Consider the following 21,464-nt stretch of genomic DNA (forward strand, 5'->3'; position numbering starts at 1 on the left):
TTGTAATGTATCAACCTTTTTTAAGACCAAGACTTCATGCAAGAAGTTTTTAAGGATTTTAGTACTGGCGGATTACTAAAAATTGGTAACGAAGCTTTGTTGGAGAATTACGGAAAACCAAAACAAGCCGGACTCTATATTTTTATTAGAACTACAAGTAATAAAGCCACTATTGAGGTAGATGGCATACCATATATCATTTCAGAACATAGTCTGCTTGCGTTGACACCAGTTCAATTTATTCATTTTGTTGAGGGTAAAGATTTAATTGTTTATCAGTTCAATAGAGAGTTTTATTGCATTAAAGACCATGACCAAGAAGTAAGTTGTGCTGGGTTGTTATTTTTTAGCAATGCACATTTTCCATTAATAGATTTAGGAGAAAATGAACAACGAAAGTTTAATACCCTTCATGAGGTTTTTGTGGATGAATTAAATACGGAAGATACGATACAAGCCGAAATGCTACGCATGCTAATGGCTCGCTTTATGATAATGAGCACAAGGCTGCTTAAGGCAAAAGAAGGATTTGGAAGTGCTGCCAGTGATGTAAAGTTAGATTTGCTAAGGTCATTTAATTTGTTGGTAGAAGCCCATTTTAAAGAGGAGCATTCAGTCTCTTTTTACGCGGATAAGTTATTTAAATCTCCTAAGACCCTTTCAAATACCTTTGCAAAATTCAATACTACTCCTTTACAAATAATACATGAACGCATAGTTCTTGAGGCTAAAAGACTACTCATTTATACCGATAAAGCAGCAAAGGAAATTGCTTATGAAATTGGTTTTGAAGATGCATCTCATTTAAGTAGGCTATTTAAAAAATTGACAAGCCTCTCTCCTTCTCAATTTAAGAAACAACTGGCAAAAGTCGTTTAGGGAAAAATTGACAACTACTAGGGTAAAATAGCCCGTTTTAAGTTTCACTTAAAGATGATCTTTGTACTGTAGAATTAAAACAGTAAAGACATGAACTTAAAACACAAATCAATTTTTAATTTAATAGAAATATTTACATCTAAAAGGATAGACGCGTCTAATGCAATCAATGTGAAAGAGCATTGTAAGCACAATCATTTATCGGACTATTATTGTGATTCTGATAATTCCTCAAAACTGGCCCGAGTATTCAATTCATTGCTTTGAGGGAAAAATTGACATGTCAATGGGAATTTCAAGCATGACCATAACTACTTCACCAATTTACCTTTGTACAAGATTAATAACATAATAAATTCAATTTAAAAAAATAATAATATGAACACATTTAATGTACCAACAAGAGAAGAAGTAAGCGAGAAAAATCAAGGTATTTTCGATAATTTGGAAAAAGCATTGGGATTTGTCCCTAATTTATATGCCACATATGCCAATAGTGATACCGCATTAGAAAACTACTTGAATTTTGCAAATGCCAAAACTTCATTATCAGCTAAGGAGAAAGAAGTTGTCAATTTAGCGGTAAGCCAAGTTAACAATTGTATTTACTGTTTATCGGCACATACAGCCATTGGTAAAATGAACGGTTTTACAGATGAACAAATTTTAGAGCTTAGAGCAGGAAAAGCCTCTTTTGACACTAAATTAAATGCACTTGCAAAATTAGCGAAGAATATTACTGAAAATAGAGGCCGCACTGATGAGGACGTATTGAACGATTATTTTGCGGCAGGTTATACAAAAGCCAATTTAATAGATACAATATCATTGGTTGGTGATAAAACAATTTCCAACTACATACACAGTACTACACAGGTTCCGGTTGATTTTCCTGTAGCACCATCTTTATAAACAATTACAAATAATAATTATTAATCATTAAAACGGGGAAACCCACACTAAATTTTAAAAACATGAAAAGAGTATTATCAATTTTAGTTATCGTATTGGCATTTTTATTCAACGCAAATGCACAGGACAAAATGATGAAGCAGCCAGTTAAGAAAATTGCCTTAGAACAAACAACAGGGGAATTCACCCAAAAATCTATCACTGTTAGCGAAGGCACTTATATTTTTGACGTTGCCAACAATAATGTGGGTAAAGATGAAGGTTTGGTTTTAGTAAAAAAAGGAAAAGATGCTTCAAAACCAGAGAACCACATTCAAACTGCATACGTAACTGCAGCTGTTAAGAACAACACGGTTGGTCATTCTAAAGAAACTAAATTAGAAAAAGGTGAATATGTATATTTCTGCCCTTTAAATCCAACGCCACAATATAGTCTTATCGTAGAATAAGGTTAAGTTTTGCAATGAAAAAGGGCTATTCGTAAGAATAGCCCTTTTTTTATAAGTTATTATTTTAATCTTCTGGCGGGTGACCATGTATATCTTCAAAAACAGAATCAAAATTCTCACGTAAATAAGCATTTAGTTTCTTTTGATAATCATCTTTTAGCCAACTTAAAAAGTTATAGGTGCTTTTGCTAATACATTTTCCGTAAACGTGAATTCTATTATCAATATCTTCTTTTAATAGCTTTGCCAATGCTATGGCATCATAGACATCTTCACTGTTTTCAATACAAATGTATGCGTGTTGAGCTATAGATCGTTCAAGAACTACTTTAGATGATTCTCCCGCAAACGTAGCGGTTTCATACGTTTCCTTGATATCAAAATAGGTCTCCTTTGAGTTTTTGAATTCTGCTTTGACCTCTTCGGACAAATCCAGTTTAAAATCACTTTCAATATCCTCATCATCCCTAATACGGTCCATGTAGAAATTAGGTGATTTGAAAATAGCGCCCCAATCTAGGTCCGCACCCCAAGGACCAAAACGATAAAGGTTGTTCCCTAGGTCAATTACGGTGAATTTGGATTTATTGTTCAATACCCTAGAGCCCCTACCGATCATTTGATAGTACAGGGTAAGTGATTTTGTTGCCCTATTAAGGATAATGGTGTCAATGGTCGGTTCATCAAAACCGGTTGTTAAGATACTTACGGATGTTAAGATGGCATCTGGAGTTTCTCTAAACCACCTTAATATTTGTTTACGTTGTTTTTTGGTCGCCGTATTGTCCAAATGCATAATGGGCAATCCTACGGCTTTGAATGTATGGTATACTTGTATGGATGTTTCTATACCATTATTGAAAATTAATGTCTTTTTACCTTTGGAGTGTTTTGAATAAGCTTCTAATAGCTTGTTCAGCATAGCCGGGCTAGTATAAAGATCGGCAGATGATTTTACGGTATAATCACCATTAGAGCCTACTTCTAACGAAGTTAGCCCCATATCATAATGAAACACCTCTGCCCTAGCCAAGAAATCGTTCTCTATAAGGTTTTCAATACTTTCCCCGGGTATAAGTTCATCATAATTCTTGTTCATGGGCAAGTCCTTATTGGAACTTAAAGGAGTGGCCGTTACACCAAGAACAAATGAATTTTCAAAAAATTTGAACAGTTTTGTAAATGAATTGTAATGCGCCTCATCTATGATGACCAGACCAACATCTGAAATATCCAGCTGGTCGTCGTTTAGACGATTGTTCAAGGTTTCTACCATGGCCACATAACAACTGTAACGCTCTTGGTCATCCAAATTTGCCTTACTGTTAACCACTTTGTTAACGACGCCAAAATTGGTGAGCATTTCAGAAGTTTGATTACAAAGTTCTATACGGTGGGTCATCACCAAAACTTTCTTGCTATGGTTTTTAAGGTACTGTCTTACTATTTCGGAGAAAATAACAGTTTTACCACCACCGGTTGGCAATTGATATAAAAGATGGTAATCTTCACGTTCAGAATCGAACTTGTCAAAAATTTGTTGAATAGCACCCTGTTGGTAGCTATATAGTTCCTTATCGGTTTTCTTATCCTGTAGTTCAAAAACTGTCTCTTGCATAAAATCTTTTCTGGAAGTTGCAAAGGTAACATTATCAATAGTAGATTACTAATTCATGGGTTAAAAAGGGTATCTTTTGCGACCATTGGTAAGCAATTTTTTACAGACCATACAAAATAATGAAACATTGCCATTTTAAAGTATATAAACCATTTGGAATGTTGAGTCAATTGACTTCCAACGAAGAACGGCAGTTGCGCAAGAAAAAGTTTTTAAGTGAACTTTATCCGTTCAATTCTGAAATTATGCCTATTGGTAGGTTGGACGAGAAGTCAGAAGGTCTTTTACTCATGACAACGGATGGTAAATTAAGCGATATCATAAATCGTAAAGGAGTAGAAAAAGAGTATCTGGCACAGTTAGATGGACTAATTACTACACAAGCCATTATAGAACTAAGTAGCGGGGTAAATATTGGACTTTTTGGCACTACCTATGGTACAAAACCCTGTACGGTAGAGCAATTAATGACTAACCCCACATTACCCGAACCCAGTGCTAAGCTCCGTATTGGAAGGCATAGACCAACTTCATGGATACGAATTATACTGACCGAAGGTAAATTTAGGCAAATACGCAAAATGACGGCTGCGGTCGGTTATCCTACTATACGACTTGTACGTGTACGTATAGGAAATATCTATTTGGAACACATGCTACCCGGACAAGTGGAGCCAATAACCTTAAATACGGATATTATTTAGGAATTCTTTTACCTGAAAACCTAGAGAAAATCGTTAAACTCTTTTTGGTATTGATAAAATAGACCCCCGTCAAAAGCACTATTGAGGCAACTATGGATTGTAATGTAATCTGTTCATTTAAGAAATACCAGCCTAATACCATAGCAATGATCGGGTTAACGTACGAAGAAGTGGCCACCTTTTCTGGAGAAACAAACCGTAAAAGATAATTAAAGGCCGTAAAGGTTACAATACTGCCAAAAATAATAAGTAATGACATGGACCAAAGTACCGGTATACTCCATTGTGATGGCCAAGACCAAGTCTCTCCAAGTAAAAAGCTAATGAAAATTAGGGAAAAACCACTGGTCAACATTTGATAGCCGGTATTGACAAAAAAGTTTTGTGGTAAATCTGCCTTACCGACAAATAAACTTCCATAGGACCAACTCAACATACAGATAAAGATGAGGAACATTCCCAATACTGCACCTTCTTGGGTTATTATTTCCTTTTGCCCAACCAATAGAAAAATGCCGGTAATACCCAATATTACGCCTATTACAGACATGGGTTGAATTTTTTTACCTTGCAACACACGCATCATCAATAAAACTACCAAGGGCTGTGCGGAAACCTCCAAGGCCGCAAAACCGCTATCTACGAATTTCAAGGCCCATACCACTACCCCATTTCCAAAAGTTAAAAAAAGAAACCCTGCAATAAACGTATTCTTAAATTGTGTTTTGGTAATGCCTAAGGGTAGGCCCAAAATTTTGGATATGATGAAAATTAAACTACCGGCCGTTAAAAAACGAATACCTGCCAGCATAAAGGCAGGTAATTCCGTTACCGCAATTTTGTTCCATAAATAAGTAGATCCCCAGATGAAGTAAATGGCAAAGAAAGACAATACTACCAGAACGGTATTGCGTTGCAGTTTTGCCATAGGGAATGTGTTGGCTATATTTTTTTGACACGAACGGCATTCATACCCTTCATTCCTTTTTCAAGCTCGTACGAAACCTTGTCATTTTCCATGATTTCATCGATAAGACCGCTCACATGAACAAAATATTTTTCATTGTTTTCAGAGTCTATGATAAAACCAAAACCTTTAGAAGTATCAAAAAATGAAACCTTACCGTTTCTTACCGGATCAAATTCCTCAACATCACCTTCTTCTTTTTTAGGAATACCCAAAACAATATCCTCAGCTTCTATCTCTACCTTCATGGCAGGATCTGGCGGTGTATCTACCAAATTGCCATTGAAGTCCACATAGGCCAATGGTATGCCAGAAGTTCCACTTTCCTTCGCCGCTGCCTTGCGCGCAAGCATTTTTTTCTTTTTCTCTTCTCGCTTTTTTAAGCGTTTTTTTTCTTTTTCAGTTTTATTAAATGTCTGTTGTGATTTTGCCATTCGAAATTTTAATGATAATACTTGAATTTTACTGTAAAGGAATTGAAATACGTGGTGACGTATAGAACCAATGGTAAGTTTTTTGAGTAAACTATGCTGCCATTTGTTGTAAGGCCATTGCAAGAATCATCTGCACCCCTTTAAAGTCCAACAAAGATATGATTTGTATTTCAATTATTTAGCATTACGGGGCATCAAACTATTAAACTTTTAGAAGAGTTTACCATTATTTAATAGATAGCCAAGAAATATGGATTGTAAGATGTCATAATACAGGAAATAATAGTCCTGAAAATGAAAAGAGGAGTTTAAACTACTGTCGTTTAAACCCCTCTTTTAAATTATTAATATGATATATACCCTAATCCTTTAATGTAATAGTCTCTTGAACGCCGTTAGGATAGGTCATAGTGGCACTATCATCACAAGTACCATCACCAAATGCTACATTAACAGTAAGTCCATTTTTGGAGATATCCAAATCACCTGCAGCAATATAGGTACAGCCTAAGTCGCTTTTTAAGGGAGAATTTACCTCAATTTTATACGTGTTTCCTTCATATACCACGGTCCACTCTCCTGTTACACTATATGAAGCCGTTTCATCAAAAGTAATGGTCGTACTTTTTCTTCCGTTATCGGATATTATTGAGCCATCTTCCATTTCTACAGTTATATCGCTTGTAACCTCAAAAGTTATGGCACTTTCGTTATCATTACCACTGAACACATAAGATCTGGAACCGTTGACCTTGATTTCCCCAATATAAAAATCCACATAGCTTGCGGTAAAGGAACCTTCTTCTCCCTGAAGGTCATAGGTCACGGTCAACGTACCGTTTACTTGATCCGTTCCGTTCAATACACAATTGTTGAATACCGCTGTGTAGCCGGTATCCGTATATTCTGCGGTATAGCATTCTTCATTAGATGATTTTCCCGAAGAACCTTGGGCAGATGACATGTTGTAAAGTGCAAGGTCCACACCGTCCAAATAATCATCGGTGGTTAAAACTGCTTGCAATTCTGTTTCTGTAATAACTGCTTCTTCATCCATAGCATTATCATCGCTACAGCTATAGGCAAGGAATAATACCGGAAGTACGGCAGATAATTTTCTTAAAATTAATGTTACTTTTTTCATATTGTTTGCTTGTAGGGTTGTGCTATAAAAACGTACAAAAACACCATTAATTATAAAGACCGTCAATTTTATGCCATGTTCTTAGAATATAAAAACCACAAAGTATACGAAAACATGAAAATATTCGCTTATAATCATATACGATATACTATTTTTGACTCATGTTGGTAAAAGTAAACTTAAGGGACCAAGTAAGGGATTACCTTCTTTCTCAGATGATTACCGGAAATCTAAAAACGGGCAAGACCATTAATTTGGCGGCCCTTTCGCGCGATTTAGATGTTAGTGTAACCCCAATTAGGGAAGCGTTGGCACAATTGCAGCAGGCACATATCATCAAGGCCGTACCTAACAGAGGGTTCATCATTGCCGAACTGGATGTTAAAGAAGCCGAGGACCTTTATGGCCTAGTGGCCAATCTAGAAGTAATGGCCATTGAAAACACGGAGTTTACCCAAGACGACATTGAACAACTAAAAATGCAGCAAGAAGTATTTGAAAATGCCAAAGATGCCATTTCCCGGATACAAGCGGATTTGGAATTTCATAGGCTACTAACCAAGGGCTATGAGAACGATTTGGCCTTACAGATACTAAACGACCTTAAAACCCGTATTTTCTTTTATGAAAGGGCCTTTACCAATGATGACTCCTTCTATAACAAATCCGATAACCAACATGAATCCATAATAGCCGCCATTGCCGATAATAACGTTCCTACGGCATCACTGCTATTGAAAATGAACTGGATGCTTATCTTAAACTACATCCAGAAAAAATTGACCGAATAATTAATCCAGTTCTTTCAAAATTTCTTGTGCAGATTTGGTCAATCGCATATATCCTCTATAACCCCATAAGCAAAAAATAAGGGTAATCACTAAAGTTATGGTTAGGAATATCCATTGTGTAGATCGTAAACCTTCCATAAAGATATCCTTGCCTGAACTAATTTTTGAAAAAGTAGGTAAAATAAATACCATACCGGCCATTCCAATACCCATAGCTATCTGCTGTAAGCGCAGTAGTCGATTTTTAGATTTTAAATAATGGGTAAGATTGGCTTTATAGCTACCGTTTAAAAGGTCTAAATTTTTAATCCTACGCAAGGCATCCAATACCAGAATGGGAAAAATAACCATATAGCCTATGGTCAAAATTCCACATAAACGTAAGTACCAAGTATCCAAAACATTGAATTTATATAAGAAAAGTAAAGCCAGTGCAAAACATACTACAGCACCTATTGTTTCTAAGGTTAGTGCGCTCTTAAATTTATTTTGATATTTCTCTTTGGTCATGTTCAAGATTATTGTATTCGTCAATTTTTTCTGCCGTTCCAGTTCGTTGCCCATTTGCACCCAGGCAGATTGTAATTCCTCCAGTTCCATAGATTATGATTTTATCATGTTAGATTTTAATTTTTGTTTGATTCTTGAGATTCGCGTTCCCACATTACTGGCCTGTAACCCAGTTATTTCTGCTATTTCCTTATAGCTTTTTGCCTCTAGTAGAAGAAAAATCAAGGTTTTGTCCAAATGATTTAAATGCTTTAAATGTGCATATAACAACCGTAATCGCTCTTCATATACGTCATCATTGCCAGGTTCCATAATTTGTGAAACTGTATCTGCCATAGAAACGGAATCCGGTCTTCTTTTATCTTTTTTTAAAAAAGTAATGGCCGTATTCATGGCAACTTTATACATCCAAGTGGTAATTTTAGACTCATTCCTGAACGAATCAAAGTACTTCCATAACTGAAATACCACTTCTTGAAAAAGGTCTTCCTGGTCTTGTTTGGTATCGGTATATATAGAGGTAACCTTAAACAACAAACCTTGGTGATCTCTTATCAAATTGGTAAATTCAACTTCTTTGGACATGTACAACCGTTATTTTCCCTATTGGTATATGAACAAACCTTTTTGTCACATATAATTATAATTTTTTTGTTATTTGCTATCGTTTGGTTCGTATATAAGGTCTATCCCATTATGGGTAGAATAAAGATAACCAGCTGTTTAGCATATATTTAAAACTGTCTATGCAACATAGGGCACAAATGTTCGTTTTATTTAAAAATTATTAGGTTATGCAATTTTTAAACAAGGAAATTGAGGCTTTGACAAAACGTAAAAAAACCGCTGCACTAGCCAAGAAGCAAATATCATGTGGTATTTTTCAAGATACTAAGGATATCCCTGTCAAAGCAGAGGATGTAGTATTGAAAAAAGTGTAATCTTATTCCTGAAACAAGGATTTATCCAGTCCTGGAATGAGATTTAGCGCATTTTTATAATATACTTTCTTCAACACATCGTCTGGTAGATCAAGCCCGTACATTGCCCAAAAGGCATGATATTTCTTGTAATACGGAAAGTATTCATCATTGCTCTCCAATACCCTAAAATATGTCGGAAATTCCTCTGGTTTCCAACTATCCTTACCAAACAGGATACGATCTTGATATTTAATAAAAAATGCCTTTGCATGCTGTGGTTGTCTACCCAACTCCGCAATAACGGCAGATATGCCTACATTCATATTGGGCATTGCATCAAGTAACTCGCCTAGCTTTTCCAAATTATTGGCATGCCATCCCATATGTGCATTAATGAACTTGGTCTTTGGATGTTTTTTAAAAACGTTATGCTGCTCCTGTATAATTTGTTCAAAAGGTGCCGGATCTGTGGCGGACCTTTTTCTTCTAGGATGTGTTTTTAATTCTAGCCAACGCTCGTTTTCCGCATTCATTTCGTCCCAAAATGATTTGGGGTCAGCTGCATGAATCAATACTGGGACGCCCATTTCAGCACATTTTTCCCAAATAGGATCTAATCTGTAATCGTCAATTGCCAAACGATTTCCATCGGCATCTTTATTACGCAAACCTAGACTCTTAAAAATCTTTAAGCCTTTAGCCCCGTTCTTGATATCCAGTTCCAACTGGGCGGCAGCCTTTTTGCCCCACTCCAAATCTTTTGCTCCCTCAAAATCCACATTGGCAAACACAACAAACCTATTGGGATAACTTTTGTTGATATTGTCAACTTTCTCTTTAAGACTTTCACCTGAACGACCACTTAAGTTCACCATTATGGCTTCGTTCATGGCGTCCATATCCTTTAACAATGCCGTAAGTGCTTCTACTGACATATCCCTTTGGTGGCTATGCACATCAATAAATGGAAATTTGGCCGTTTTAATTTCTTTGCCCGGTATGACCAATGTTGAAATAGGATTATACTCTTCAAATCCCATTTCTTGGGAATATGCAAAATTAACTAGAATAAGGAAAACACTGGAGATTAGTATTGCTTTAAGGTGGTACATCATATTAATTATCATGTTGGTTATTGGGTATCTGTAATAAGTTGTTCGTATGCCGCTTTAGTGTCTATATCAATAATTCCTTTTCCTGCATTTAGGCCAATGGTCTCTTTTCTATAACGTTTCAATATTTCTTTGGCCCCATAATCATCTTTAAGCTGGGAAAGTTTTTCATAAAAGGTAATAGGAAACAAAGCCGGTACACCCGTTTTTTGGGTATAATTGGTCGCAATTATTCTATTTGGATTTTGTATAAAATTTTCCACCATTAAATTTAAATAATCGGATGTCATTAATGGTTGGTCCGCAAGACAAATTAAAATACCTTGCGGTCTGGATGCCAATGAAAGCAAATGGTTTACACCATATGCTATACTATTTCCCAAACCCATTTGCCAATTGGGGTTTATCATATAATCAACATGGAGGTCGTTGAGGGAACATTTATCCACAATACGCTCTGCATGAGCGCCCAAAACAAGGTGTACCGAGCCTACCCTACTATTTTTGGCTGTTTTTATGATCTCTAATAAGAAATTGGAATCTTTCCACGGTAAAAGTTGTTTAATATCCTGCATGCGTTTAGATTCCCCTGCGGCCATTATTAAAACGGTTATGTCTTTTCCAGAAATCATTAAACCGGTTTTTGTGCCCTGTTTTTTAGCATCATGGGTTCGGTTTTCCTAATAACCGTTAGTATTTCCGCTAAAATTGAAATTGCAATTTCCTGAGGGGTTTCTGCACCAATATTTAATCCGGCAGGACCATGAATAGATTCAAGGAAATCTACAGAAATGTCCATATCCTGTTCCAATAGATGGTCCAGTAATTTTTCCCTCCTTTTAATAGGTCCTAAAACACCTAAGTACATAGGCTTTACATTTTTTAAGGCCATTAGATATTTTAAATCCTTGGCAAAGCTATGCGTCATAAGTACCACAGCCGTTTCTTCATCTATTTGTTCAACGGGGAATAGTTCGGGTTCATAATTCAATAATTCATCTATACCCTTAAAATCCAATATGGACTTATTCTCTTGTGGAGTCACGGCCACCCTTACTTCCCAACCCATACTAACTCCAAAATGAGCTAGCTGAACCGCGTCATGTTCACCACCTATTAATAATAACCGTTTGCAAGGAGGCATTTTTTGCTCAAAGGAATGCGCGTTAGACTGTTGCCTGGTATAAGGATTTAAAGGATATGTTTTTGCACCTAGTGTTATAAAGGTGCCATAACCATTTAATTGCCCATATTCTTTCTCATATGTTGTTGATAATGTAAAGTCCATTCTATTCTCTATTACCTTTTTAAAGGCATGTACAAGGGATTCGTTGGGAGAGAAAATTTCCAACATAATGTACAAGATACCTTCGCACCCTAAACGAAAGCGACCGTCATAGGTCATTAATTTGGCAGAATGGTCCTTAAAGACGGACTGTGACTGAAAAAGTACTTCTTTCTCCACACAACCACCACTGACCGCTCCGATCATTGTATCATCTTCACGGATCAGCATACGGACACCCGGTTTTCTATACGAAGAACCTTCAAGAAAAACTACGGTTGCCAAAACACAACTTACATTTTCCTCCTTTGCCAATTCGTACGCATTAAAAATGGTCTTAAGTTCGTGGGTCATTTATTGTATTATGTTTAAAAGTACCATTTTATATAGCTTAGGACTTTATTAGATTTGCTATAAAGCTACTAAAATTATAGGCTTTTAATTTTTCAATATAAACAGGCAATTCACCTTTAACAATCTTTAACATTAATTTTAAAATCTTCTATAATTTAAATACACTTTGTCCGTTCTGCTAGTTGAACGTATAAATATTGAATATGAAAAATTTTTTAAAGACCTTCAGTGTGTTTTTTGTACTGTCTTTACTGGTTTCGTGTGGTAATGCAGATGATGATGTAAGTTTGGACCTGAACCTTGGGGATGGTCTAGGGAAAGGAGAGCCGGTAGATGATTGCTTAGGATTGGAAGAGGGCGAGTTGGTGCTTTCCATTCAGGAACAGTATACCACATTGCCGGGAAAAGTGTCCGTTTTCTTTAGAGTATCCGATACAAGCGGAAATCCCGTTCCAGGCTTAACAGCAAATCAATTTACCATTTATGAGCAAGGACGTAATGATGATTGTTTCAAAACCATTTCTACCTCTGAGTCTTCTGCAAGAATTTCTCCCAATTCCCAAATATTCTCTAACAATACCTTATTGGTGTTAGATTTAAGTAATAGCGTGTTGAGCAGTAGCTTGCAGGAATTAAAATTGGCCTCAACCAGTTTTATTGACGCCGTAATGCCATCTACCACCCAAGAGTCCGTAAAAATGGCTATCTATTGGTTTGATGGTGAAGATGAACTTCACCTGTTGAATGCTTTGACCCCTTCTAAAGAAGAACTAATCGCATCTATAGATGGTATAACCGATGATATCAGTAACGATCCATCTACAGATTTATATGGTGCGGTAATTAAATCTACCGATATAGCATCGGATTTGGTAAAAACTTCTACCGCAGGTGGTAAAATTGGAGCTGCCTCCGTTGTTTTGTTTACGGATGGTACGGACCAAGCATCGCGTTATACCGAAAGCGCAGCCCTTAAGAAAGTGAACGAAGCAAATGCCAACATTTCTTTCTTCAGTATAGGATTAGGTGGTGAGATCGATACAGAGGTCTTGACCGATATAGGTAAGACCGCCAGCGTATTTGCACAGAACAAAGATGAACTGGAGCGTACGTTCAGGGATATTTCCGAAAAAGTATCCGAAAGGGCCAATAGCTATTATTTATTTGAATACTGTAGCCCTAAACGAGATGGTAGCGGTGATAATAATTTGGCCATAGAACTTAATACCGGAGCCAGAAAAGGTGCGGTACAGACCAAGTTCAGTGCCAACGGATTTACTGGAGGTTGTGAATAAGTTTAATATGAAATGATAAGGAAAGAAGCGTATTTACGCTTCTTTTTTTTTGTTTTATTCCAGCACCAACAACATGTTGATACTCATTTTGTTGACGTTAAAATCACACTTAATTTTAAGGTAGGTGCATGGATATAAAACGTCCGTTTACCGATTTGCCCCGTATATAAAACCGATTACACAATTATTAATTTAAAATATATAAAATGAAAAGATTATCCTTGGTTACTATATTTTCGGTAGTATTGCTTACTTCATGTGTTTCTAAGAAGAAATATGTTGCCTTAGAAGACAACCTTTCACAGACACAGAGCACGCTTCAAAAAACACAGGTTGAAAAAGAAGAATTAGAGGCTCAAATGTCAAAAATAGAAGCCCGTGTAGAAGAGTACAACGCTAAGATCAATTCATTGAAAGAAATGAACGATAGCCAATTTACCAGCGTTGACGATGTTACCGTAATGAGTAACAACACCAAAGCCAAAATGAGAAATACGTTGAAGAATGTAGACCCGGCAAAATTGGCAGGCGCAAAAACACTACAGGATTCTATGAACTTGGCGGTGTCCTATAAGCTAAAACAATCCATATCAGATGAGGATGAAGATGTAAACGTAAGTATTGATAAAACGGTAGTGATGATCAATATTTCTGATGAACTTTTGTTCAATACGGCCAGTTACAATGTAAGCAGTAAGGCAAATTCTATTTTAAAGAAATTGGCAGATGTCATTAAATCAGAGCCAAGTATGGAAGTAATGGTTGAAGGCCATACGGATTCTAGAACAATCAATACCCCAATGGTTACGGATAACTGGGATTTAAGTGTAAAACGTGCCACCTCTATCGTACGTAAATTACAGAAGGAATATGGTGTTGACCCATCTCAATTAATTGCATCAGGTAGAAGTAGTTATTTGCCTTTGGTAGAAAACAATTCTAAGGAAAATATGGCAAAAAACAGAAGAACCAAAATCATTATTCTTCCTAATTTGGATAAGTTCTTTGCATTGTTAGATGCTGAGTAATCTTCTAATTAGGTTATAAATTTAAAAGGGATGGTTAAACCATCCCTTTTTTTATATTCAATATTGTTTTAGCAATCATTTATAGATCATGCCATTGGGCACCTCAATATTTGATTGTGATAGATTGACCAAAAAGCCATTAATGACCGCATACTCCAAACGGCCATCTTTTTCCAGAAAAACGGTTGGGTTTATACCTGGTTGTAGTTTAAGTTCCGGTATTTTATAATTGGCACCAATTAAATGAACCGGAAAAGGCGAGTTAAGTTGTTTGGCCGGTATCGTGGACATACGAACATAAGCGTGGCCATCTTTCAATAATTGACCAAAGTCCAAACTTTGTACCTCGTTGAGGGTATTTAGGGTTTTTGGATACGCTGTAGCTTGTTTTAAGGTGTAACCGGTAGCATCTAAGGTTTCATAACCATAATAGGTAGAAAGATCTCCCTGATCAAGAATTCGGCTACTGTACCAGAAAGAATTATGGTCTGCATAATCCACTTCAACCTGATGGATGCCTACATCAATTTTATATGAATTCCCCATTAAGTTATAACTGGCATTGGTTATTTTTAAATCGAAGAGTTTACGGTCGTTTTCCGGAATTTTTTCATATTCCCCTATAGCTATTTCTTTATAGTTCTGTTTGGCAATGGTATATATTGCGGAAAGAATGGACACATAGTTAAGTTTTCTTATTTCCTGTTTTTCGGTATCGTTAGGATAGCCTCCAGATTCTATTAAAATAGTACTTGTACCCCATTTTTGAATATTGTCACCAAAGGCACGTGGTTCAAAATCATCATTGTAGCGACCAACTTGTCCCGGAGCATATTTTTGAAGGATGGAATTCATGAAAACTATTATTTTCATGGCATTGCCACGTACCTCGTTGATATCCTTTTCATAGTTGTAAGCTGGTGCCAAATAGGATATCGTTGCCGGTTTGTCGGTCCTTTCGGCATTGTAGTAGGTACTTTGGTCATGAAGGTTAAAGCCAAAATCCGCCGCTAGACTATCCCGAACCCTTTTTAAGGTTTTTGATTCGGGCGATTGTAACCTAAGCGCATCACGGTTTATATCTATGCCCAACAAATTACGTCGTTGAAAAAGTTCAGCTCCATCAGGATTTAGCATTGGTAAAAAATGGATGCTGAGATTGGATAAAATGGCCTCTTTTTCTTCTTTAAAATCCTTACTGTCAAAAAAATTCAGAATATCGAATATAGCCTGTGTAGCGGTAGGCTCATCACCATGCATTTGTGACCAAAGAAAAACATTGACGTCTCCCGTACCCAAACTAATTAAGCTTAACTCCTTACCTCCTATTGATCGGCCCACGGTAGAAACCTTGAATTTGGGGTTGCTACTATACGTAGCTATTAGTGGCTGTATATCGGCTCTTTTGATCCTTCTCTTCCCAATTGAACCCTCTTTATAATTTTCGTAGGTATCATATAACTGGGTGGTCAATGCGGATGATTGACCAAGACCTAGCATGGGTAATGCGCATAAAAGTGCCAGTGCTATTTGTTTCATATGTTTTATTATTTGTTCTTATTTATTAATAGGATAAAAATACGATTTGCTTTACTGTGCCGGCAAAGGTTTAAAATCTAAATCCCTGACCGCTCTGCGCACTTTTTTCATAAAGTCTTCACCCGGATCGGTTTTTATAGTCCTGTACCCCTCATCTTTTTCTAGCCACAACGGATGATTTTCAAAACGGGTATATTCATAATGGCCTATTAAATAATCAATATCATATTTCTTCTTCAGATAACCTACCAGCCATATATTGGCTTTTAGTTGGGCCTTGGTCAACGGCAATTCATTTGTTCCGCCTACATTTTCAATACCTATCGCACAATGGTTAAGGCCAATGACATGACGTGCCATGATAGTTTCCGGTAATAGTTGATAAATGGTACCGTCCCTATCTACCATAAATTGTGACGACACGTTCAACCCACTTATATCCTTGATATCCGGACGCCAATTAGGCAATGTTTCCGGGTCAAAAGCTTCAAATGATTCCTTAAAAGTGGGAATTACCGTCCAATGCAAAACAATCATCCTTGGTATTATTTTAGGAGTTTCTTGCACGAGGCCATATCTATCCTTTAAATAATTTAACGTCAGTTGTTCACGCTGTTCCTTGAAAGTAATGGGATGCTCCAAAATGGTTTTGCTCGTTGAGCAGGATGCAAATAGTAGAAATAGGGCTAATAGGATAAAAAGACGTTTCATGGATTGGTATTGTTAATAGTGTCCTTTAATACGGCATAGGTAATGGTAATTTTTCGTTTTCCCCATTCCTTGGCTTTTTTTACATCTTCGTCCATATAGATATCTATGCGGTTTCGCCAACGGGAATGCATTTTATCCTTTACAAGGTAAATACCTTCCAAAGTATCTATTTTCACCATGGTATTATACGCTAGGCCTTTTTTCAATAAATCCCTAGATACGGCAATCCATTTTACACCTGGTTTTATGGAATCTCCCCACGCAGTTATTGCCGGATGCTCGTATGAGGTCTGGTTTGGTAAGGAATTATAAGCCGTAGCCGTGACCTCTAAAGGTATCCAATCATATTTTTCTACCACTTTTGGACTACATCCCAAAGCGAGTAAAAAAATGGATATAACGAATACCTTGTACTTCACAAGCTCTAATGTAATTTATTTTCCAGAATTAGCAGATCGGTATAGCTTTCTTTCCAAACCTTGTTCAAGGTTTCTGTTGCCGGGGTAAACCCAAACGACATAGCACTCAGTACAATATCAATATCACCATCGGCATCTGTGTCCGCGGCATCCATCAAGAACCATCTTCCCAAGGCTATATTGGCCAAATGTTGCTGCTTAAATGCTATGCTATTACCGTTCATATTTTCCAAATAAACAAAATTATAATCCGGATAGTTTTCATAATCCGGAAATGTTGCAAGTAGAGCCATATCTATATCCCCGTCTTCATCAAAATCTTTTGCAATTACCCGGGTGGCGCCGTTTAAAGGATGAAAATAGTGTTCCTTAAAATTATTTTTTCCATCATTGATATGAATGCGCATGCCGTGATACGGTTTGCTAACAAATGACTTATCCGCATTATCCCCGTTAACGGTAATAATGTCATCAAAACCGTCCCCGTTAAAATCGACCAGCTCAAACCAACTAGAGCCATATACGGGACTAAACGTAATTATCTTTTCCGCTTTAAATTGTAAGGCTTCCTGCTGATAAAATATATACATTGCTTCATCACCTTGTGCCATCAATACCACTAAATCATCCTTGCCATCCTTATCCATATCCCTTACAACAACACGCAAGGCACCGGGGAGGTTCAATAGAATGTTCTTGGAATAAAAACCATATTTGTCCTTTACCAAAACGGAAAGATTACCGGTAAGGTCTCCAAATTCACAAAGTAGAATTTCTTCCGTACCGTTATCATCTAAATCTGCATATACGGTCTGCACCGGTCTGTGTAAGGAATCCTGTAAGATAGCCGTAGCTTGCCCATGTCTTAATACCGTGCGTCCCCTAGGTATTTCATTAGGATCCATAACGCCCATATTGGTTACATAAATACTATCCCCCACAAATCTGGCCGTAGTAATAGCCTTATCAAAATATCCGACATTTTGGGCTGTATGTGTGCTTAGGTCATACGTCATTAACTCACCAAACCTAGAACCCGTAACAATCTGTTGTCGTAATGTATCTACTTCCAAAAATGTTAAATAGCTGCCCTTTACGCTATCCAGAGTAACCGGTTGTTCATTGAACTGCGTAAGGGGTACACTATGGATAGTATCTGATCTTGAAGGCAAATTTTCCGGAGCAAGCTCAATAATATAATTCTTTAAAAGTTCCCAGTCCTTTAAATCGATTATAGGTTGATAAGGATAAATACCTGTTTTAATAATGGCAGATTGTTCATTGAACGGAAGTTTATAATAAGGATGGTTTTCTTGGGTAATAATACCCATACGCGCAGCCATAGCCGGTAGTACGTTATCCTCCCAAATATGTTTTGGTAAATCTTGAATATCTGGTGCCATATGACAGCTGGCACAATAGTTTTCATATAATACCACTTCCTTAGGTTTGTTTTCTGTGTTGCATGAAAACAGGGCAGCAAAAAATAGAAAGAAAAGTGTTTTTTTAAGGATCATTAGAAAGGAATATGTTACCTAAAGGTTCAATTAAGAATGGAAGATACCTATACCCTAATAATCTAACAAGGGATAAATGCAGGCTTTTCTTAAATTTGTACTGCTATGAAAAAAGATAAAAAACCGGACTATGTAGTCTACAATGAGGAAACACAGGAATATCATGGAAAATTACTGCCATTTGCATCTGGTGTTTCCGCACCAAAAATAACCCCGCCAGACGTAACTTCATGGAAAAACAGCCACATTATCAGTGCCAATAACCAAATTAAGGCACAATATGAAGAGCTGGAAAAAGCCTATAGGGTATTAATGGAAAAGTATGAATACAATAATTTGGTCTATAGTGCAAAGTTCAATTTTGAACCTATAGTGGGAAAAACCTACCACCTATATAAATCTAAGGATGAGAGTACATTTTTATCCTTAATTCAACCGCACGAGTGTAATTTTGACCATTTGGGCAACTTTAGGCTAACGGCCGATAAGATTTGGGAGAAACTATAGACCGGGCAATGGAATATAACTTTGCTCACCTTTCATCATAGGGAACGATCTTTGTGCCCATTGTTTCTTAATTTTCTCTAGGTTGGCCTTATCATAGGAAACAAAGTTCCAAAATATATGGCGCTCTTCCGGGAAAGGTTCCCCACCAAATAAAAGAATATGGCTACCTGCACGAATACGCGTTTTGCAGGTGTCCGATACTTTTGCTACAAGAATGTTACCTTTTCCTATTTCTTCCCCACAGGCTTCAATACTTCCGTCTACAATACAAATACCAATTTCACCGCTTAGGTTGTTCATGGTGTCCAATTCATACGGCTCATCGGTCTTTATTTCTATCATGAACAAAGGGGAATGTACCGGTACGGGAGATGTACGCCCATATCCTGAGCCCGCAATCAATTTAAATGAAGCGGTATGGTCTGTCCATTGTGGCAATTCCTGCGCTGTAAAATGATGGAACTCAGGTGCTATTTGCTCCTTATCCTTAGGCAATGCTACCCAAATCTGGTAACCGTGGGCAATAAATTCATTGCCATTTCGTAAGCTTTCCGGTGTACGTTCCGTATGTGTTGCCCCTCTACCGGCCACCATCCAATTTACTGCACCGGGACTTATAACCTGCTCAGTACCCAAACTGTCTTTATGAAGAATTTCACCCTCGAGCATAAAAGTAAGGGTAGATAGGCCATAATGTGGATGCTGGTCTACATCCATATAGTGGTGCGGACCTAATTGCGTAGGGCCCATATGGTCTATAAAGATAAAAGGGCCTATCATTCTCTTCTTTCTAAATGGTAACAATCTACCCACAAGAAAGTCACCAATATCCCTACTTCTTTCCTCAATTATTATTCCGATGTTAGACATACGCTTGCTTTTGATAAATTTACATAAAATGAAAAGTTGCGCATGAGAAAAATAAAATTACTTCTGGGTATTATACTTGTAGGGGTCGTAGTACTGGCTTATTTTAATTATCCCAAACTGAACCTTATTTCTGGTTATGCGGCAAAAAATATGGCATCTAGCGTGTATGTAGCCGGTAGAAATACTGAGGATGTGCAATTTTATGATCATGACATGCCCTTGATAAAATTAGCCAATGCAACGGTTTCAGATCAAGAACATACGGCCAGTGCCAAGGTCTACGGATTAATGGAAAGAACGGCATTTTATAAAGAAGGATTGGGTGCGGTATTGACCAATAAAGAATATAGCCAACATGCGTTCAATACGGTTCCTCACAGAAAAACAAAAAAAGATACCTTACCTTTTCCCTATGGAAACAATGGCCTGACCGATACCCTATTGCCCAATGTTGATTATGATCAGGTGGAGATAGCGCTAAACAATGCCTTTCAACATCCCGAGGAAAAAACAAGAACATTATTGGTAGTCTATAAAGACCAGATTATTGGTGAACGGTATATTAATGGAATTACCGAGGATACTCCAATTCTAGGGTGGTCCATGACAAAAAGCGTTTTGGCAACATTATACGGGATATTGCAATACCAAGGACAAATTGATGTCACTGCTCCAGCTCCCATTAAAGAATGGCAAAATGACGGGAGAAAAGCCATTACCATTAACAATTTGCTACGTATGCAAAGCGGATTGGCATGGGAAGAGGATTATTTTAAAATATCGGATGTTACGAAAATGCTGTTTTTAGATTCTGATATGACCCTTGCACAACGCAAAAACGAAATGATTGCCCCACCTGGTGAAATCTGGAACTATTCCTCGGGCACCAGTAATCTTTTATCGGGTATTCTTCGCAATCAGCTTGGTAGCCATCAAACGTATTTAGATTTTCCATACAAAGAACTTATTGATAGAATTGGAATGCATTCCATGTTACTGGAAACAGACTTGGAGGGAAACTATGTTGGCTCTTCTTACGCTTGGGCCACTACGCGAGATTGGGCCAAATTTGGACTATTGTACTTACATAACGGTAATTGGAACGGTGACCAACTGTTTTCAAAGGAGTGGGTGGACTATATCACTACACCTACACAAAATTCCGACGGTAAATATGGTGGACATTTTTGGTTGAATGCCGGTGGAATTTTTCCGAATATACCAACCAATGTATATTCTGCGAACGGATTTCAAGGTCAGCGTGTTTTTATCATTCCCTCAAAAGATATGGTTGTGGTCCGTACCGGCTTGGAAGAACAAACCGATGAACAATACAATACCTTACTGTCCGAAATTTTATTGGCTATTCAATAAAAAACAAAAAACTTAGCTTTTTTCCTACAAAACCACATTTTTGAGCCCTTTCACAACAGAATCCTCTAATGTGGCAACAATAGTTTCACAAAACTAAGGATCATTTCTACATTTACAGTGTT

24 protein-coding genes are annotated in these 21,464 nt (G+C 37.1%); 10 read left to right on the forward strand and 14 right to left on the reverse strand.

What is annotated here, in order from left to right; all coding sequences use genetic code 11:
• Positions 1-36 precede the first annotated feature (36 nt).
• The 3 genes from CHB68_RS08385 to CHB68_RS08395 all read left to right on the forward strand — a co-directional run bounded on the left by CHB68_RS08385 (position 37) and on the right by CHB68_RS08395 (position 2,240).
• Positions 37-879 carry a helix-turn-helix domain-containing protein gene (locus CHB68_RS08385; protein WP_089260388.1) on the forward strand — a complete coding sequence of 281 codons (843 nt, stop codon included), beginning with the start codon at positions 37-39 and terminating at the stop codon, positions 877-879.
• A 378-nt stretch (positions 880-1,257) separates the two neighbouring features.
• Complete coding sequence (locus CHB68_RS08390) at positions 1,258-1,791, forward strand: carboxymuconolactone decarboxylase family protein (RefSeq protein ID WP_089260389.1); 534 nt, start codon at positions 1,258-1,260, stop codon at positions 1,789-1,791.
• A 62-nt stretch (positions 1,792-1,853) separates the two neighbouring features.
• Positions 1,854-2,240 carry a hypothetical protein gene (locus CHB68_RS08395; RefSeq protein WP_089260390.1) on the forward strand — a complete coding sequence of 129 codons (387 nt, stop codon included), beginning with the start codon at positions 1,854-1,856 and terminating at the stop codon, positions 2,238-2,240.
• 64 nt (positions 2,241-2,304) lie between these two features.
• Here CHB68_RS08395 and CHB68_RS08400 read toward each other — a convergent pair whose 3' ends face one another.
• Complete coding sequence (locus CHB68_RS08400; RefSeq protein WP_089260391.1) at positions 2,305-3,858, reverse strand: DEAD/DEAH box helicase; 1,554 nt, start codon at positions 3,856-3,858, stop codon at positions 2,305-2,307.
• Positions 3,859-3,977: 119 nt separating this feature from the next.
• Here CHB68_RS08400 and CHB68_RS08405 point away from each other — a divergent pair, with 119 nt between their 5' ends.
• Positions 3,978-4,562 (forward strand): pseudouridine synthase, encoded by a 585-nt coding sequence (locus CHB68_RS08405; RefSeq protein ID WP_089260392.1) that lies wholly within the window; start codon positions 3,978-3,980, stop codon positions 4,560-4,562.
• Here CHB68_RS08405 and CHB68_RS08410 read toward each other — a convergent pair.
• The 3 genes from CHB68_RS08410 to CHB68_RS08420 form a co-directional block, all read right to left on the reverse strand.
• Positions 4,555-5,490 carry an EamA family transporter gene (locus CHB68_RS08410; RefSeq protein ID WP_089260393.1) on the reverse strand — a complete coding sequence of 312 codons (936 nt, stop codon included), beginning with the start codon at positions 5,488-5,490 and terminating at the stop codon, positions 4,555-4,557. The two genes, CHB68_RS08405 and CHB68_RS08410, sit on opposite strands and share 8 nt — an antisense overlap.
• A gap of 14 nt (positions 5,491-5,504) precedes the next feature.
• Positions 5,505-5,963 carry a cold-shock protein gene (locus CHB68_RS08415; RefSeq protein WP_089260394.1) on the reverse strand — a complete coding sequence of 153 codons (459 nt, stop codon included), beginning with the start codon at positions 5,961-5,963 and terminating at the stop codon, positions 5,505-5,507.
• 361 nt (positions 5,964-6,324) lie between these two features.
• Positions 6,325-7,107, reverse strand: coding sequence for a hypothetical protein (locus tag CHB68_RS08420; protein WP_143815183.1), 783 nt, complete (start codon positions 7,105-7,107; stop codon positions 6,325-6,327).
• A 161-nt stretch (positions 7,108-7,268) separates the two neighbouring features.
• On the opposite strand from CHB68_RS08420, the gene CHB68_RS08425 reads away from it, so the two are divergent.
• Positions 7,269-7,898 carry a GntR family transcriptional regulator gene (locus tag CHB68_RS08425; RefSeq protein WP_089260396.1) on the forward strand — a complete coding sequence of 210 codons (630 nt, stop codon included), beginning with the start codon at positions 7,269-7,271 and terminating at the stop codon, positions 7,896-7,898.
• On the opposite strand, the gene CHB68_RS08430 is transcribed toward CHB68_RS08425, so the two are convergent.
• Both CHB68_RS08430 and CHB68_RS08435 read right to left on the reverse strand, forming a co-directional pair.
• Positions 7,899-8,498, reverse strand: a complete 600-nt coding sequence (locus CHB68_RS08430) for a hypothetical protein (protein WP_089260397.1) — start codon at positions 8,496-8,498, stop codon at positions 7,899-7,901.
• A gap of 3 nt (positions 8,499-8,501) precedes the next feature.
• Positions 8,502-8,993, reverse strand: coding sequence for an RNA polymerase sigma factor (locus CHB68_RS08435; RefSeq protein ID WP_089260398.1), 492 nt, complete (start codon positions 8,991-8,993; stop codon positions 8,502-8,504).
• A gap of 209 nt (positions 8,994-9,202) precedes the next feature.
• Here CHB68_RS08435 and CHB68_RS18555 point away from each other — a divergent pair, with 209 nt between their 5' ends.
• Positions 9,203-9,349, forward strand: coding sequence for a hypothetical protein (locus tag CHB68_RS18555; protein ID WP_179213167.1), 147 nt, complete (start codon positions 9,203-9,205; stop codon positions 9,347-9,349).
• A 2-nt stretch (positions 9,350-9,351) separates the two neighbouring features.
• Here CHB68_RS18555 and CHB68_RS08440 read toward each other — a convergent pair whose 3' ends face one another.
• Genes CHB68_RS08440 through CHB68_RS08450 form a run of 3 tightly spaced genes read right to left on the reverse strand, consistent with a single transcriptional unit; the run spans position 9,352 to position 12,082 of the window.
• Complete coding sequence (locus CHB68_RS08440; RefSeq protein ID WP_245838884.1) at positions 9,352-10,446, reverse strand: amidohydrolase family protein; 1,095 nt, start codon at positions 10,444-10,446, stop codon at positions 9,352-9,354.
• A 17-nt stretch (positions 10,447-10,463) separates the two neighbouring features.
• Positions 10,464-11,075, reverse strand: coding sequence for a nucleotidyltransferase family protein (locus CHB68_RS08445; protein WP_089260400.1), 612 nt, complete (start codon positions 11,073-11,075; stop codon positions 10,464-10,466).
• Complete coding sequence (locus CHB68_RS08450) at positions 11,075-12,082, reverse strand: XdhC family protein (protein ID WP_089260401.1); 1,008 nt, start codon at positions 12,080-12,082, stop codon at positions 11,075-11,077. Before CHB68_RS08450 ends, CHB68_RS08445 begins: the two co-directional genes overlap by 1 nt.
• 203 nt (positions 12,083-12,285) lie before the next feature.
• On the opposite strand from CHB68_RS08450, the gene CHB68_RS08455 reads away from it, so the two are divergent.
• Both CHB68_RS08455 and CHB68_RS08460 read left to right on the forward strand, forming a co-directional pair.
• On the forward strand, positions 12,286-13,377 hold the full coding sequence (locus CHB68_RS08455; RefSeq protein ID WP_089260402.1) for a vWA domain-containing protein: 1,092 nt from the start codon (positions 12,286-12,288) through the stop codon (positions 13,375-13,377).
• Positions 13,378-13,583: 206 nt separating this feature from the next.
• Positions 13,584-14,405 (forward strand): OmpA/MotB family protein, encoded by an 822-nt coding sequence (locus CHB68_RS08460; RefSeq protein WP_089260403.1) that lies wholly within the window; start codon positions 13,584-13,586, stop codon positions 14,403-14,405.
• 75 nt (positions 14,406-14,480) lie between these two features.
• Here the strand turns inward: CHB68_RS08460 and CHB68_RS08465 are convergent, their stop codons facing one another.
• From CHB68_RS08465 to CHB68_RS08480, 4 genes are read right to left on the reverse strand one after another with little or no spacing between them, the layout of a single operon-like run.
• The gene (locus tag CHB68_RS08465) at positions 14,481-15,944 is read right to left on the reverse strand and encodes a M14 family metallopeptidase (protein WP_089260404.1); all 1,464 of its coding nucleotides are present in this window, start codon (positions 15,942-15,944) and stop codon (positions 14,481-14,483) included.
• Positions 15,945-15,995: 51 nt separating this feature from the next.
• Positions 15,996-16,655, reverse strand: coding sequence for a peptidoglycan recognition protein family protein (locus CHB68_RS08470; protein ID WP_089260405.1), 660 nt, complete (start codon positions 16,653-16,655; stop codon positions 15,996-15,998).
• Positions 16,652-17,074 carry a 3D domain-containing protein gene (locus tag CHB68_RS08475; RefSeq protein ID WP_245838885.1) on the reverse strand — a complete coding sequence of 141 codons (423 nt, stop codon included), beginning with the start codon at positions 17,072-17,074 and terminating at the stop codon, positions 16,652-16,654. Before CHB68_RS08475 ends, CHB68_RS08470 begins: the two co-directional genes overlap by 4 nt.
• Before the next feature lie 5 nt (positions 17,075-17,079).
• Positions 17,080-18,591, reverse strand: coding sequence for an FG-GAP repeat domain-containing protein (locus tag CHB68_RS08480; RefSeq protein ID WP_089260406.1), 1,512 nt, complete (start codon positions 18,589-18,591; stop codon positions 17,080-17,082).
• A 105-nt stretch (positions 18,592-18,696) separates the two neighbouring features.
• Here CHB68_RS08480 and CHB68_RS08485 point away from each other — a divergent pair, with 105 nt between their 5' ends.
• On the forward strand, positions 18,697-19,098 hold the full coding sequence (locus CHB68_RS08485; protein WP_089260407.1) for a DUF2452 domain-containing protein: 402 nt from the start codon (positions 18,697-18,699) through the stop codon (positions 19,096-19,098).
• Here the strand turns inward: CHB68_RS08485 and CHB68_RS08490 are convergent.
• Positions 19,093-19,968: a pirin family protein gene (locus CHB68_RS08490; RefSeq protein WP_089260408.1), complete on the reverse strand. Its 876-nt coding sequence runs from the start codon at positions 19,966-19,968 to the stop codon at positions 19,093-19,095. The two genes, CHB68_RS08485 and CHB68_RS08490, sit on opposite strands and share 6 nt — an antisense overlap.
• Positions 19,969-20,010: 42 nt before the next feature.
• Between CHB68_RS08490 and CHB68_RS08495 the strand changes: the two genes are divergently transcribed.
• Positions 20,011-21,342, forward strand: a complete 1,332-nt coding sequence (locus tag CHB68_RS08495; protein WP_089260409.1) for a serine hydrolase domain-containing protein — start codon at positions 20,011-20,013, stop codon at positions 21,340-21,342.
• The last annotated feature ends 122 nt before the right edge of the window (positions 21,343-21,464 follow it).

Origin of the sequence: Maribacter sedimenticola (assembly GCF_900188415.1) — a bacterium.
Classification (GTDB): domain Bacteria; phylum Bacteroidota; class Bacteroidia; order Flavobacteriales; family Flavobacteriaceae; genus Maribacter; species Maribacter sedimenticola.